Source organism: Paractinoplanes abujensis, assembly GCF_014204895.1.
In the GTDB taxonomy this organism is placed as follows: domain Bacteria; phylum Actinomycetota; class Actinomycetes; order Mycobacteriales; family Micromonosporaceae; genus Actinoplanes; species Actinoplanes abujensis.
The window spans coordinates 3,295,012-3,308,748 of sequence record NZ_JACHMF010000001.1 but is presented as its reverse complement, the minus strand read 5'-3'; the positions used below and the strand labels follow the sequence as shown (position 1 = coordinate 3,308,748).

At 73.1% G+C, this 13,737-nt stretch carries 15 protein-coding genes; 8 read left to right on the top strand and 7 right to left on the bottom strand.

Annotation, left to right across the window (positions count from 1 at the left end):
* Positions 1–49: 49 nt before the first annotated feature.
* Genes BKA14_RS14925 through BKA14_RS14915 form a run of 3 tightly spaced genes read right to left on the bottom strand, consistent with a single transcriptional unit; the run spans position 50 to position 1,134 of the window.
* Positions 50–484, bottom strand: a complete 435-nt coding sequence (locus tag BKA14_RS14925; protein ID WP_184951533.1) for an SHOCT-like domain-containing protein — start codon at positions 482–484, stop codon at positions 50–52.
* A gap of 12 nt (positions 485–496) precedes the next feature.
* Positions 497–757 carry a hypothetical protein gene (locus BKA14_RS14920; protein WP_184951532.1) on the bottom strand — a complete coding sequence of 87 codons (261 nt, stop codon included), beginning with the start codon at positions 755–757 and terminating at the stop codon, positions 497–499.
* Positions 754–1,134, bottom strand: a complete 381-nt coding sequence (locus BKA14_RS14915; RefSeq protein ID WP_184951531.1) for a DUF2089 domain-containing protein — start codon at positions 1,132–1,134, stop codon at positions 754–756. The genes BKA14_RS14920 and BKA14_RS14915 overlap by 4 nt, the downstream gene beginning before the upstream one ends.
* A gap of 596 nt (positions 1,135–1,730) precedes the next feature.
* Between BKA14_RS14915 and BKA14_RS14910 the strand changes: the two genes are divergently transcribed.
* From BKA14_RS14910 to BKA14_RS14900, 3 genes are all read left to right on the top strand, one after another.
* Entirely contained in the window at positions 1,731–1,925 is a 195-nt protein-coding gene (locus BKA14_RS14910) for a hypothetical protein (RefSeq protein ID WP_184951530.1), read from the top strand.
* Complete coding sequence (locus tag BKA14_RS14905) at positions 1,926–2,069, top strand: hypothetical protein (RefSeq protein WP_184951529.1); 144 nt, start codon at positions 1,926–1,928, stop codon at positions 2,067–2,069.
* Positions 2,070–2,223: 154 nt separating this feature from the next.
* Positions 2,224–3,663 carry a serine/threonine-protein kinase gene (locus BKA14_RS14900; protein WP_184951528.1) on the top strand — a complete coding sequence of 480 codons (1,440 nt, stop codon included), beginning with the start codon at positions 2,224–2,226 and terminating at the stop codon, positions 3,661–3,663.
* Between the two features lie 1,446 nt (positions 3,664–5,109).
* Here BKA14_RS14900 and BKA14_RS14895 read toward each other — a convergent pair.
* The 4 genes from BKA14_RS14895 to BKA14_RS14880 form a co-directional block, all read right to left on the bottom strand.
* A complete protein-coding gene (locus BKA14_RS14895; RefSeq protein WP_184951527.1) occupies positions 5,110–6,171 on the bottom strand; it encodes a DUF1989 domain-containing protein in 1,062 nt (353 codons plus the stop codon).
* A gap of 55 nt (positions 6,172–6,226) precedes the next feature.
* Positions 6,227–7,570 (bottom strand): uracil-xanthine permease family protein, encoded by a 1,344-nt coding sequence (locus BKA14_RS14890; protein ID WP_184951526.1) that lies wholly within the window; start codon positions 7,568–7,570, stop codon positions 6,227–6,229.
* 86 nt (positions 7,571–7,656) lie between these two features.
* Complete coding sequence (locus BKA14_RS14885) at positions 7,657–8,958, bottom strand: hypothetical protein (RefSeq protein ID WP_184951525.1); 1,302 nt, start codon at positions 8,956–8,958, stop codon at positions 7,657–7,659.
* Positions 8,955–10,004, bottom strand: a complete 1,050-nt coding sequence (locus BKA14_RS14880) for an NAD-dependent epimerase/dehydratase family protein (RefSeq protein WP_239093255.1) — start codon at positions 10,002–10,004, stop codon at positions 8,955–8,957. Before BKA14_RS14880 ends, BKA14_RS14885 begins: the two co-directional genes overlap by 4 nt.
* A gap of 125 nt (positions 10,005–10,129) precedes the next feature.
* Between BKA14_RS14880 and BKA14_RS14875 the strand changes: the two genes are divergently transcribed.
* Genes BKA14_RS14875 through BKA14_RS14855 form a run of 5 tightly spaced genes read left to right on the top strand, consistent with a single transcriptional unit; the run spans position 10,130 to position 13,728 of the window.
* Positions 10,130–10,789, top strand: coding sequence for a glycosyltransferase family 2 protein (locus tag BKA14_RS14875; RefSeq protein WP_184951524.1), 660 nt, complete (start codon positions 10,130–10,132; stop codon positions 10,787–10,789).
* A complete protein-coding gene (locus BKA14_RS14870) occupies positions 10,786–11,499 on the top strand; it encodes a TIGR04282 family arsenosugar biosynthesis glycosyltransferase (protein WP_184951523.1) in 714 nt (237 codons plus the stop codon). Before BKA14_RS14875 ends, BKA14_RS14870 begins: the two co-directional genes overlap by 4 nt.
* Positions 11,496–12,137, top strand: a complete 642-nt coding sequence (locus tag BKA14_RS14865) for a methyltransferase domain-containing protein (RefSeq protein ID WP_184951522.1) — start codon at positions 11,496–11,498, stop codon at positions 12,135–12,137. Before BKA14_RS14870 ends, BKA14_RS14865 begins: the two co-directional genes overlap by 4 nt.
* Complete coding sequence (locus tag BKA14_RS14860; RefSeq protein WP_184951521.1) at positions 12,110–13,357, top strand: molybdopterin-dependent oxidoreductase; 1,248 nt, start codon at positions 12,110–12,112, stop codon at positions 13,355–13,357. Before BKA14_RS14865 ends, BKA14_RS14860 begins: the two co-directional genes overlap by 28 nt.
* Positions 13,345–13,728: a hypothetical protein gene (locus BKA14_RS14855; protein WP_184951520.1), complete on the top strand. Its 384-nt coding sequence runs from the start codon at positions 13,345–13,347 to the stop codon at positions 13,726–13,728. The genes BKA14_RS14860 and BKA14_RS14855 overlap by 13 nt, the downstream gene beginning before the upstream one ends.
* Positions 13,729–13,737 lie beyond the last annotated feature (9 nt).

Sequence of the window (13,737 nt, the reverse complement as noted above, 5' to 3'; positions counted from 1 at the left end):
GTCCCGCTTCCGTCCTGTACCGCTACCGTCCTGTCCCTGCTGTTCCGCTCTACTCCGCGAAGATCTGGACCTTGGAGCCGGGGTCGTCGACGTCGACGGTGACCTCGTCGAGCTGGTCGACCAGCTCCTCCAACTGCTCCGGCTTGAGCTGCGTGAGGTCGATCGGCAGGCCCGACTTGGCCATCTCGGCGTTGGCTTTGTGCAGCGCCTGCGGCGGAACGAGGCTGGCCAGCTTGACGCCGGCCCGCAGCAACTGGATCGGCACCCGGATGTTGATCCGGCTCGGCCCCTCACCGGCGCCGTTGTCCTCCGAATGAACCACCACGCGCAGATACTTCGGCCGCCGCTTCGGCCGGTCGTAGGCCGCCGGCGGCGGCTCGGGTTGCTGCTGCCGGGCCAGCGCGTCGATGAGGCGCTCGGCCTCGTCCGCGGTGACCTTGCCTTCGGCCAGCATCTGCAGGATCTGACGGCGTTGCTCGCTCATGCGACGGGCTCCTCATCTGACGGTCACCTGGACGGCCGTCCGGCCGTCGGCCAGGTCGAACACGGCACCCGGCAACGCGCACACCACACGCCCGAGGCCCAAGAGCGCGGCCACCGGATTGATCCGGAAGACCACGCAGGCGATCAGCCCACCCACCAGGGCGAGCACCAGAACCGGCGACAGCAGCAAGGTGACCGGCAGGACCGGCACGTACCAGGTGTGCCGGAGGTCGGCCTCCGGCCGGTAGCGAACGGTCACCAGCTGCGGGATCACCGGGGTTGCTCCAGCTCGGCCAGGGCTTCCTGAGCGGTGATCTCCCCCCGTTGCAGCCGGTCGATGACGCCCGCCCCGGCCGGTGCCGGCTCCGGCGCGGTCCCGTCGACGTGCTCCGCGAAGTCGAGCCGGCCGGCGATCCGGTTGAGCCGGGACTTGATCGTCGGGTAGCTCACCCCGAAGATCCGTTCCATCTCCTTGATGGAGCCGTGGGCCCGCACGAACGCGGCCACGAAGACCTGATCGTCCAGGCCGAGCTGGGCCAGCTGGGGCGGCTCGAACGCACCCTCGATCGCGATGCCGCTGCCGGTCAGCCGAACCCGCTCGACCGTGAACGGCTGCCCGTGGGTCAGGTCCGTCAGCTCCTGCCAGTCCAACGCCGGCTCCTCTCCGATGGTTTGCCGCCCCATAGGTATACCGCTATATCTGTAATCGGCCAACCTCGAAACTTAACTTTCTCAATATCAACATCAATTATCTTGAAGTGGTGGCACTTGGTGTCTCGTCGGCCGTCTGCTGCGGGTCGCCGGGTTGCCCCTCGCTCCTTGCCCCTTGCCTCGTATCGCGCCTCGCACCTCGCACCGCGCACCCCGCGCCTCGTGCCCCCCTGCCCCGCCCCGCGCACCCCGCGCCCTCTGCCCCGAACGCCGCACCGCGCACCCCGGGCCTCGTGCCCCGCGCTCCCTGCCGCGCACCGCGCACTTCGCGCCCCGCGCCCCGCGCCCTGTGCTTCGCGCCGCGCCTCGCACTGCGCACCCCGCGCCCTCTGCGCCGAGCGCCGCACCCCGCGCCCTCTGCGCCGAGCGCCGCACTGCGCACCCCAGGCCTCGTGCCCCGCGCTCCTTGCCGCGCCGCGCCTCGCACTGCGCATCCCGCGCCTCGTGCCCCCTGCCCCGCACCGCGCACCCCGCGTCCCGTACCCCGTGCCGCGCCCCGCACCCAGGTCTCGATCAAGCGGTTCCTCGGGGTCGGCTTGGGCCAGTGGACCTCCTCGACCAGCGAGGGCGAAAAGACGTACACGCTGTTCCGCACAGCCAAGGGTCGCTTCGCGGTGCATCACGCCCGCTCGGAGATGCACAGCCCGGTCGGGCCGGGCGCCATGCACAGCCGCAATTGGTCCGCCGGCCGGCGCGGCTGGATCGGCGACTGGTCACCGGGGCAGGCCTAAATGCGCACCCCGGCCCAGGCCATGTTCGCCGTCGCCGACACCGTCGAGGAGCTCGAGCCGCTGCTGCCGGCCGAGCTCTACGAGGTCGCCGCCAAACCATCCAGTCCGCCCCGACGTCGGAGGATCTCGGCATCTGAGCCGTAGCTCCGATGTGGACTGACCGTTTTGCGGATCGGTGCTCCTTCCGCCCGGTGCGGGCGGTCACAGCAACGTTTTTCTGTCGTACGGGCCGGGTATGCTGCGCGCACGATCATGGTCCCGGCGGCGGCTCGCCGCGGCGGCCATCGGGGAGGTCGCAGTGCAAAAGCTGGCGGGGCGTTACCGGGTGGGTGAGGCCCTCGGTCACGGCGGCAACTCCGTGGTGCGCTACGGCTTCGACACCGTGTTGAAGCGGCCCGTGGCCATCAAGATGTTCGACGGCTCCGCCACCGAGGTGCTGCGCGAGGCGCGCACGGCGGCCGGCCTCAGCCACCCCAACATCGCGCAGGTCTACGACTACGGCGAGCTTCTCGAGGGCGACGAGCGTACGCCTTATCTGGTCATGGAGTTCGTCGGCGGCGAGACCCTGGCCGACCGTATCGCCCGCACGGGCGCCCAGCGCTGGCGCCGGGCCGCCGAACTGGGCGCCGAGACCGCGGGCGCGCTGGCCGCCGCCCACGCGCAGGACCTGGTCCACCGCGACGTCAACCCGCGCAACATCATGCTCACCTCCGACGGCGTGAAGGTGCTCGATTTCGGCATCGCCGCCGTCGCCGGCTCGGGCGGCGGCGCCCTCTGGGGCAGCCCCGCCTACGTGGCCCCCGAACAACTCCTCGGCGAGCCCACTTACCCCGCCGGTGACGTCTACGCGCTGGGCCTGGTCCTGTTCGAGGCTCTGACCGGCGCCAAGGCCTGGCCCGGCGAAACCCTGGGGGCCGTGCTGGCTACCCGCCACGGCCGCCCCGCCCCACGCCTGCCCCGCCTGGCCGGGCTGCCCCGCGACCTGGTCCGCCTCTACGAGGCCTGCACCGCCGAAGACCCGGCCAACCGCCCCACAGCCAACGACATCGCCGAAACCCTGCGCCGCCTCGGCCACACGGCCCCTCTGGCCCGCCCCGCTTTCGCGCCGGTCCGCCTGGGCCTCCCGCCCGCCGCAACCCCCGCCGTTACACCAGTCCGTCCGGCCCTGTCACCGGTCCGCTATCACGCCGCGGTCTCGCCGGCCGCCCCGGCCGCGCGCCGCCGCTCCCGCCGTCGCGTGACGGTGATCGGCTCAGCCGCGGTAGTAACGGCAATCCTCAGCATCATCGGCGTGCAACTGCTCAACGGCACCGCCACCCCCGGCGGCAGGGAAGCAGAAGCCGCGATCGAAGCCGTGGACCCACCCGCAACGTCGGCCAAGCCCAGCGCCGCGCCCCAGACCCCACTGCCGACGACGCGCACCAGGCAGACCAACGACACAAAAACGGTGACCGTGCGCAAAAAGCTCACCCCCACCGACACCCCGTCGTCGGCCACGCCCAAGGGCACACCCTCCTCACCCAAGCCGACCACCCCACCGGCGAAGCCGACCAAGCCCCCGGCCACGCCCAAGCCACCGCAGCAGCCGCCGGCCCAGCCCCCGACCACCCCACCGGTCGACCCGACCACCCCACCGGTCGACCCCACCACCCAGCCCACGACGCCGCCGCCCGACCCGACCACCCCGCCGGCCACGACGGCCCCCGAAACGCCTGCCGAAGCCGGCCCAGAGGTCTGACCCCAGCCGCGACGCCACCGTCCACAAAAACGCAGCCGCCGGGCACTCGTCTGTTTCGCACCGCGCCGCCGACTCCGACCACGCAGCCGCAGCCGGCGGTGCCCGAGCTTCGCCGGCCGTCCGCCGACACCCGTTAGCTGGCTGCCAACAGCCTCGCGCTCACCCTTTGTCCGCCGGCGCGCATTCGCAGTCCGTCGTCGCGCACCCGCTCACTGTTCGTCGGCATCCGCCGTTCGTTGTTGCGCGTTTGCATCACCGATCATCGATCGCCGTTCGGTGCCGGTTCGTTGCTGGCCTCCGCGTATTTGCTCACGAAGCGCCGATTAGCGCTCGTCGTTGCACGTCGTTGCGTGTGGGTTGCCGGTCGTTGGTCGCCGTCGTTGGTCGTTGGTCGTTGGTCGTTGGTCGCAGGTCGCAGGTCGCAGGTGCGAGTTCATTCGCAGTTGTCGTCGCGTACTCGCTCGCCGTTCGTCGGCATCCGCCGTTCGTTGTTGCGCGTTTCGATCACCGATCACCGTTCGGCGCTGGTTCGTTGCTCGTATTTGCGCATTTGGTCACGAGCGCGAATTTGCGGGGCCACCGCCGCGCATCGCTGGCGCGCCGCAGCGCTTCGTGCAGGGCGGCGCAGGCACGACCGGTGTCGTTGCGTGTCATGCGCGTGGGTCGCCGGTTGCTGGTCGCAGGTGCGACTTCGTTTGCAAGCCGGCGCCGTGTAGCCGCTCGTTGTTGGTCGGCATCCGTTGTTCGTTGTTGCGCGTGTGCATCACCGATCACCGATCACCGATCGTCGATCGCCGTTCGGCGCTGGTTCGTTGCTCGTATTTGCGCATTTGGTCACGAGCGCGGATTTGCGGGCCACCGCCGCGCATCGCCGGCGCGCCGCAGCGCTTCGAGCAGGGCGGCGCAGGCACGACCGGTGTCGTTGCGTGTCGTGCGTGTGGGTCGCCGGTTGCTGGTCGTAGGTGCGGGTTCGTTCGCTGGTCGGCGTCGTGTACTTGCTTGTTGTTGGTCGGTATGCGCTGCTCGTTGTTGCGCGTTTGCAGGACCGATCACCCTTTGCCCGTTGTTGGTCGGCATCCGCCGCTTGTTGTTGCGCGTTTGCACACCGATCACCGTTCCGCGGGGGGCGTTGTTCGGCTCTGCGTGTTCGCTCACTGCGCGCCGGTTTGTGCACCTCGTTGTTCGTTGCTGCGTGTTGGGCACAAGGTCATCGGTCGCCGGTGTGTGGTCGTTGGCTGTTTGGTGCTCGTTCGGTCGTTGGTCGCCGGTCTGCGGGCTTCCGCTGGTCTTCGGCGAACGCCGCTTTCTGCTCGCCGGCCGGAGTCGTTGGCTGCTCGTACTGCGCGTTCGCTCACTGTGCGGCGGGCCGGGCCGGTTTGCTGCGCCGAACCGGGGGCGTGGCGGCCGGCGCGACGGTGCGGAGCCGGCGGCGCCAGTGGTGGGAGTTCAAGCGTTGCCGGTGAAGGCGCCCAAGTGGTCGATCGCCCAGGACAGGGTCAGGTCCCGTAGGGCGGCTGCGTCGTCGTCGGCGTACAGGGTGACGTTCTTGGTTCGGTGGAAGCGGCGCGTCAGGGTGTCGTCGAGGTCGACCCGGACGTCGGCGCGGCGTAGGGGCAGGTGTGGGAAGGCTGCCACGTACGTGGGGTCGCGCCGTAACGGCTGGCCGTCGGCGACTTCGAGCGGGGCGGGCAGCCCGAGGATCGTGGCGCGGTCCGCTGCGAGCCGGGCTTGGGCGGTGTCCGAGGGGAGGGGTTCCTCGATGACGACCCGTACGGGGCGCATGTCGAAGTTGCTGCAGTTGGTGAGGTCGTCGCCGCAGACGTTGGGGATGGCCAGGACGTCGGTCAGGGCTACGAACTCCAGGTAGTCGCCGGGGCGGGCGGTGTTGCGGCGGATGACCGGTTCGCCGCCGGGGCCGGGTGCGGTGTGCATGAACAGGTTGAGCGACTCGTGGATGTCCCACCGGTGCAGGCCGTATTCGCGCTGGGCCTCGTTCTGGATCTCCTGGCAGTTGGTGCGGTCGTGCAGGCCGAAGAAGGCGCTGTAGATGAGGCGGCTGCAGAACGGGAACTGGGTGTCGGTCGTGCCCCCGCCGCCGGTGATCGCCATGATGGGCCGCTCCCAGGGGGCGTTGGACCAGAGCACGTCGCCGGGGCCGGGGTGCAGGCCCTGCAGGCCGCGGGTGCGGCCCACGTGCAGCCGTTCGCGGCGGTCGGCCAGCGTGAACACGTTGAGGTCGACGCACTGGTGGCCTTCGAGCTGGACGATTCGGAGCACCCGGCCCGCGGCCACTTCGACTGCCTTGCCGGTGCCCGGCTGCACCAGGTGCTCTGCCACAGCCGTACGGGATGGGGGTGGGGAAACGGCGAGGAACGTGAGCGGCGCGGGATCGGGGGCGTCGCGCAGGGCGGCCCGGACAACTTCACCGATGTCACTGAGGCGACAAGACCGGTCGACGACCGCCTGCAGGAAGGCGCGCTGCTGGTGGTTGAGCCGCAGCGTGATCATGGGAGGGCCGGCCGGGGGTGCGGGCCGCTCGGAAAGGTACGCCGCCGGAGGGTGATCATAGGCGGGAAGGGCGGGCCAGGAGCGGGCGCAGGCCGTAGTTGACTGCGGCGTTGAGCACGATCAGCAGGACCGCGCCGAACATCATCGGGGTGGTGATCAGCGCCCGCACCCAGTCCGGCATCGTGGCGACCATCGCCTCGGGCAGCCACTGGCCGCCCAGGGCCAGGATGAAGGCGGTGCCCGCGACGGTGATGTTGAGGTCGTCCCAGTCGACCGCGCCCAGGATCTGCACGCCGCTCATGGCGATGATGCCGAACAGCACGGTCGACGCGGCGGCCAGCACGGCGCCCGGCAGCCCGGCCACGAAGGCGCTGAACACCGGCAGGAAAGCCAGCGCGATCGCGAGGAAACCGGCAGCCATCGTGACGAACCGGCTCCCGATCCGGGTCACGCGCACGATGCCGGCGTTCTCGGGGTACGACGCCGTGCCGATGCCGCCGAACACGGCGCCTGCGACGGACCCCGCGTATTCGGTGAACAGCCCGCGGTTGATGCGTTCGCGGGTCAGTTCGGTGCCACCCCAGCGCGACACCAGCGTGTACATGCCGACGGCCTCGGCGCTCGACTCGAGAAAGGCCAGCAGCATCAGCAGCACCGCGGGCCAGGCCACGGCGAAACCGAACGGCAGCAGCGCGGGCGGCCCGACGAACGCGACCCCCGACATGTCGGGCAGGCTCCACAGCCCGGACACCGCGGCCAGTACCGAGCCGGCCACCATGCCGATGATGACGGCGGCCCGGCGGATCAGCGTGGTGCCGCCCAGCAGCAGGCAGGCGACCACGGTGAGCAACGTGATCAGGCCGATCCAGAACAACTTCCACCCGTACGCGGGTTCGCCCTCGGCGCCGAACCAGCCGGGCAGGCCGAGGGTGGCCAGCTGCGCGCCGATGATCACGCACATGGTGCCGTAGACGAGCGGGTCGGTGGCGAACCGCAGCACGTGGATCAGCACCCCGAGCCGGCCGACCGGGATCGTGAGCGCCATGAAGATCAGCCCGGCCACGATCATGGAGCCGAAGGCCGCGTCGAGCCCGTACGCCGCCCCGGCCGCCAGCACCGCGGCGAAGAACGCGGCGGTCGGCCCCTGCACGATCGGCAGCCGTACGATCCGGCTCGACTGCAGCACCGTCACCACCCCGGCCAGCAGGAACGAGGCCTGGATCATGCGGGTGACGTCGCCGGTGGCCAGCCCGAGCGTGATGCCGATGAGGACGGGGAAGACCCAGATGGCCGACAGGGTCAGCAGATGCTGGACGGCGAAGAGCCCCAGCTTGGGCGGCGGAACGCGGTCATCGAACCCGGCGTCGAGGACGGGCCGGCGATCGGCTTCGGTCTCCACAGTGGTCCATGCTATGACACATCGACGGTTATCTGTGAGTGCCGTGGCCCTCGCTGAGGAAGCGCGGCCGGGGCCAAGCTCCGGCGTCACCAGGTGGTCAGCAGCAGATGGTTGACGGCGAGCGCGGTGACGGCCTGCGCGCCGAGCCAGAAGCGCCGCCGGTCGGCCGGGATCAGGGCCGCGCCCGCGGTCAGCCACCAGGCGAACGGCAGCCAGATCCGTTCCACCTCGGCTTTGCTGTAACCGGACAGGTCGGCCGCCACGATCGCGGCGGTGGCGCCGAGCGGAAGCAACCAGGTCGCCCGGCGCGGACCGGTGACCGCGCGTACGGCTCGGCGCAGGATCACGGCCGCCACCGGTCCGGCCGCTACGGCCAGCACCGCGAGGTTCGCCCACACCCAGTAGGCGTACGGGCGGACCGCGGCGATGCCCTGGTAGTAGCGCCGGACCACCAGGTGGTAGCCGTCGAGCCACCAGAACCCGTACGCGGTGAAGACGACGACCACCGCCGCCGCGCCGGCCGGCACCCACGGCAGTGGCCGCCAGGGCAGCCCGGCGGCGATCAGCACCGCGGCCACGACGAAGACCATCAGAACCAGCCCGTACGACAGGTAGCAGCCGAAGCCGAGCAGCAGCCCGGCCGTCACGGCGCTTGTGCGGGCGCCCCGGGTGAGGGCGTGCGCCAGCAGCGCGATACCGGTGGCCGTGACCCCGGCGAACACGCCGTCCGCGGACACCCCGGCCCACACCGCGCCCGGGAAGAGCACCGCGAACGGCACGGCGGCCCGGGCCGCGTCGTCGGCCCCGAGCAGACGTACGGTGTGCGGCACCGCGACCGCGGTCAGCGCGCCCGCCGCGACGCAGACCAGCCCGGCCCAGCCGCCGCCGGACAGGCCGACCCGGTCGAGCGCCACGAACGTCAGCAGCGCGCCGGGCGGATGACCCGACACATGGGTGGTCCACGAATCGGTGCTTCCGTCCAGGATCCGCGAGGTGAACTCGCGCAGCATCGCCGGGACGTCGGTGACCCCCGCGACCTCGTGCAGGTATTCGTGCCGGGTGGTCAGCCGGTCCGCCACCCCGCGCGACCACCCGTCGACCAGCGCGAGCGACAAGGACCAGGCCACCGCGACCCCGTACGCTCCTAAGGTGAGCCGCCGCCACGACAGGCGCGCGGCCAGGGCCGGCCCGCGCCCCACCACGAGCCCGGCGACCAGGACCGCCGCGGGGGTTCCGGGGCCGAGGTGCGGCCGCCAGTGCGCGAACAGCGGCGCCGCGCCGGCCTGCACCGGACGGCCGTGCAGGTAGAGCACCACGCCGGTCACCGCGGCCACGGCGAACAGGCCCAGGGCGGCCGTCGCGGCCGCGCCGTCGGCCCGGACCCTCATGCCCGCAGCGGGGCGTGCGCGAAGCCGGCCACCCCGTCGGAAAGCCCGATCACGGCCCGGAACCCCAGTTCCGCCTCGGCCCGGGCGGGGCAGGCCACGACGTGCCGCACATCGCCGAGCCGGAACTCGCCCGTCACCTCCGGGTCCGGCCCGCCCGTGGCCCGGCTCAGCTCGGCCGCCATCTCACCGATCGTCGCCGGGTGGCCCGAGGCGATGTTGTAGGCCCGCCAGCCGGGGCCGCGGCCGGTGGTTGTCACCGCGGCCAGGTTCGCCGCCGCCACGTCGTGCACGTGCACGAAGTCCCGGCGCTGCCCGCCGTCCTCGAAGACGCGCGGGGCCCGCCCGGCGGCCAGGGCCGACCGGAAGATCGCGGCCACCCCGCTGTACGGGGTGTCGCGCGGCATTCCGGGCCCGTACACGTTGTGGTAGCGCAGCGTGACGACCGAGCCGCCGGTCTGGCGGGCCCACGCGGCGCTCAGATGTTCCTGCGCCACCTTGGTCGCGGCGTAGACGCTGCGCGGGTCGAGCGGGGCGTCCTCGGTGATCAGTCCGGGCGTGAGCGGGTCCGCACAGTCCGGGCAGGGCGCCTCGAACCGCCCGGCGGTCAGGTCCGCGGCCGCGCGCGGGGCCGGGCGCACCTCGCCGTGCCGGTGGCAGGCGTACCGGCCCTCGCCGTAGACCACCATGGAACTGGCCAGCACCAGCCGGGAGGTGCCGGCGCGGGCCATCGCGGCCAGCACGGTGGCGGTGCCGAGGTCGTTGCAGCCGACGTATTCGGGCAGGTCGTCCAGGTCGGCGCCGAGCCCGACCATGGCCGCCTGGTGCACCACGACGTCCACTCCGGACAGCAGCGCGCCGACGGCGGAGCCGTCCCGTACGTCCACCTGACGCACCGGGGCCCCCGCCACGACCGGGGGCGGAGGGGCCCGGTGCGCGGCCGGGTGCCCGATGTCGGCCACCGTGACGTCCTGGCCGGCTTCGCGCAGGGCGCGGACGACGTGGGATCCGATGAAACCGGCGCCGCCGGTCACAAGCACATGAGTCACCGCGCCGACGCTAGGGCGGGCCGGCCGCGGATCGTAAGAGGAAGAGTCGCCCCGTAATCGCCCGGTAAGGCTTCGTCACCGTCGTGTAAGACCTGGCCGACCGGTTCGGCAATAGCGTCCGCAGCATGACCGACGTCGTTCTGCCCTGCCGCAACGAGGCACCGGCCCTGCCCGCCCTGCTGACCCGCATGCCACCCGGTTACCGCGCGATCGTCGTGGACAACGGTTCCACCGACGGCACGGCCGGGGTCGCCCGCCGGCTCGGCGCCGAGGTCGTCACCGTGCCCGAACCCGGGTACGGCGCGGCCGTGCAGGCCGGGGTGCACGCCGCCGGCCCGGCCGACGGCGTGGTCTGTGTGATGGACGCCGACGGCTCCTTCGACCCCTGCCAGCTGCCCCGCCTGGCCGACCTCGTACGCCGGGGGGCCGCCGATCTCGCGACGGCGCGGCGCCGCCCGGTCGGGCGCGGGGCTTGGCCGCTGCACGCGCGGGCCGGCAACGCCGTCCTGGCCCGGCGGGTGTCCCGGCGGACGGGGCTGGCCGTGCACGACATCGGGCCGATGCGGGCCGTGCGCCGTGACGCTCTGCTCGCCCTCGATCTGCGCGACCGCCGCTTCGGGTACCCGCTGGAGCTGCTGCTGGCGGCCGGACGGGCCGGGTGGCGGGTGACCGAGGTCGACGTGGACTACCACCCGCGGGCGGCGGGGACCCGGTCCAAGGTCTCCGGCTCGGCCCTGGGCACCCTGCGCGCGGTCCGCGACATGAGCGCGGTGCTGGCCCGATGAGCGGCCAGGTGATCGTGCTGGCCAAGGCGCCCGTCCCCGGCCTGGTCAAGACCCGGCTCTGCCCGCCTTGCAGCCCACGGCAGGCGGCCGCCGTCGCGGCCGCCGCGCTGGCCGACACCCTGGCCACCGTGTCCGCGACCGCGGTGACCCGGCGCGTGCTGGCGCTGGCGGGCGACTGTCCGGACCGGCCCGGCTGGGTAACGGTCGCGCAGCGCGAGGGGACCCTGGGCGACCGGCTGGCCGGGGCGTTCGCGGACACCGCCGGGCCGGGCGGTCCGGTTGTGCTGGTCGGCATGGACACCCCGCAGCTGACCGTGGCCGACCTGCGGGCCGCGCTGGACCCGTTGCTGGCCCCGGGCGGTCCCGGCGCCACCCTGGGCCCGGCCGCGGACGGTGGCTGGTGGGCGCTCGGCCTGCGCGACCCGCGGCACGCCGAGGTCCTGGCCGACATCCCCACCTCCACCGCGCGTACCGGCGCCGACACCCGGGCCGCCCTCGAGCGGCGAGGCCTCACGGTGCTCCGCCTGGCCTGCCTGCGCGACGTCGACACCGCGGCCGACGCGCACGCCGTGGCCGCGCTGTGCCGCCCGGACAGCCGTTTCGCCGTCGCCGTGAGCCGGCATGTGCCCACCCCGGACTCTGCCGGTCCCGGCCGAGTCGCCCCGCAGGCGGCCGGTGCCGTCGGGCCCGTCCCGCTGGTGCCCCGATGACCGGCGCTGCCCTCTTCGACGCGGCGCTGCGACGGGCGGCCACCGGCCGGGCCGCCGCTTTCGCCGTCCGCAACCCCCTCGGCGAGCTGCACCCGTTCGATCCGGCCGCGTGGTGCCGCGACGAGCTGCCGGGGGACGCCGCGCTGGTGGCTCGTTGTGCGGGCCCGGTGCTCGACGTGGGCTGCGGGCCGGGCCGGCTGGTGGGCGCGCTGGCCGCGGCGGGCCGCAGTGCGCTCGGCATCGACGTAAGCGAGCAGGCGGTACGCCTGACCCGCAGGCGGGGCGCCGCGGCGCTGCGGCGTGACGTCTTCGGTCCCGTGCCGGGCCTCGGGCGGTGGCACGACGTGCTGCTGGCCGACGGCAACGTGGGCATCGGCGGCGACCCGGTCCGGCTCCTGCGGCGGTGCCGCCGGTTGCTGGCCCCGGCCGGGCGCCTCCACGCCGAGCTCGGACCGCCCGGCAGCCCGAGCTGGTCCGGCACGACCCGGGTGCACACGGCCGACGGCAGCGGGGCCGAGCTGGCCTGGGCCGCGGTCCCCGCCGACGATCTGGCCCGACCGGCCGCGGAGGCCGGGCTACGGGTGCTCGACGTACGAACGGAGGCGGGACGATGGTTCGCCACCCTGACAAGCCGGTGAGTGAGGCCGCGCAACCAACGAGTGATCGTACGAGGGGACGGCTGGCCCACTGGTGGTTCGCGCCTCTGCCGGCCCCGCCCGAACGCCTGCGCCGGGGCCCGCTGCGCCCCGGGGCGTTCCCCTCGCCGTTGCGGTCGGCCCGGCTGACCAGCCTGCTCGGGATCGCGCTGGGTGTGGCGTTCGGCGTCTGCTTCGGCACCGGGCTGCTCAGCCATCTCGTGCAGCACCCGCCCGGCTGGTTCTGGTGGCCGTCGCGCCCGGCCGGGCTCTACCGGGTGACCCAGGGCGTGCACGTCGCCGCCGGGCTGGCCTGCGTGCCGCTGCTCGGGGTGAAGCTGTGGTCGGTCTATCCGCGGCTGTTCGCCTGGCCGCCGGTGCGTTCCCCGGCCCACGCCGCCGAACGGGCCGGTGTCGCCCTGCTCGTGGCGGCCGCCCTGTTCCAGGTGATCAGCGGCGTTCTCAACGTCGCGCACTGGTACGCACCCATGCCGTTCTTCTTCACCACCGGCCACTACCGGGTCGCGTGGCTTGTGGCCGGTGCCCTGCTCGTCCACATCGGCGTGCAGCTACCGGTGGTCCGGGAGGCTTTGCGGCGTCCGCGACCGCCGGCGGAGCGACGACGGCAACTTCTCGCCGGGGTCGGCGGGGCGATCGGGCTGATCACCTTGACCACCGCCGGGCAGACGTGGCGGCCGCTCCGCGGGATCGCGGTTCTCGCACCCCGCCGGCCGGACCGCGGGCCGCAGGGCCTGCCGGTCAACCGGACGGCCGCGGCCGCGGGCACGTCGGCGGTCGGCGCCGGGACCTACCGGCTGTCGGTGACCGGGCCGGGCGGGACGTTCGACCTGGACCTGACCGCCCTGTACGCCCTGCCGCAGCACACCGCCGGCCTGCCGATCACCTGCGTCGAGGGGTGGAGCGCGGACGCGACCTGGTCCGGCGTGCGGCTGGCCGACCTGGTCGAGCTGGCCGGCGCCGACCCGCGGCGCGCCACCGTGCTGGTCGAGTCGCTCGAGACGGCCGGCCGCTACCGGGCCTCCACGGTGGCCGGCCCGCACACCCGTGACCCTCTGACGCTGATCGCCCTGCGGCTCAACGGCGCGGTGCTGGACCGCGACCACGGCTTCCCGGCGCGGCTGATCGCCCCGAACCGGCCGGGTGTGCTCCAGACGAAATGGGTGGGTCGTCTGACCGTACGGGAGGAGCCGTGCGCGCGCTGATCGGTCTCGGGGTGCTCGTGACGGCGTACGGGATCGGGGGTGTTGTGACAGAGCCGGGAGTGCTGCTGTTCCTGGCCGTGCTGGTCGTGGCGCACGACCTGGTGTGGATGCCGATCGTGCTCGTGGCCGGCGCTCTGCTCAAACCGGCGATCGCCCGCGTCGCCGCTCTCGTGGCCGCGTCGCTGCTGGTCGTGGGGGTGCCTTTGGTGCTGGGGGGACGCCCGGCCGGCAACCCGTCGGTGCTGCCGCTCGACTACGGGCGCAACCTGCTCGCCGTGCTGGCCGGTGTCGCCGTCGCCGCCGCGCTGACCGGGTGGTACCGGCGAAGCCGTAAGAGGTTGGAAAGACCCGGGGGCGACGACGATCGGTAGCGTGGGCGA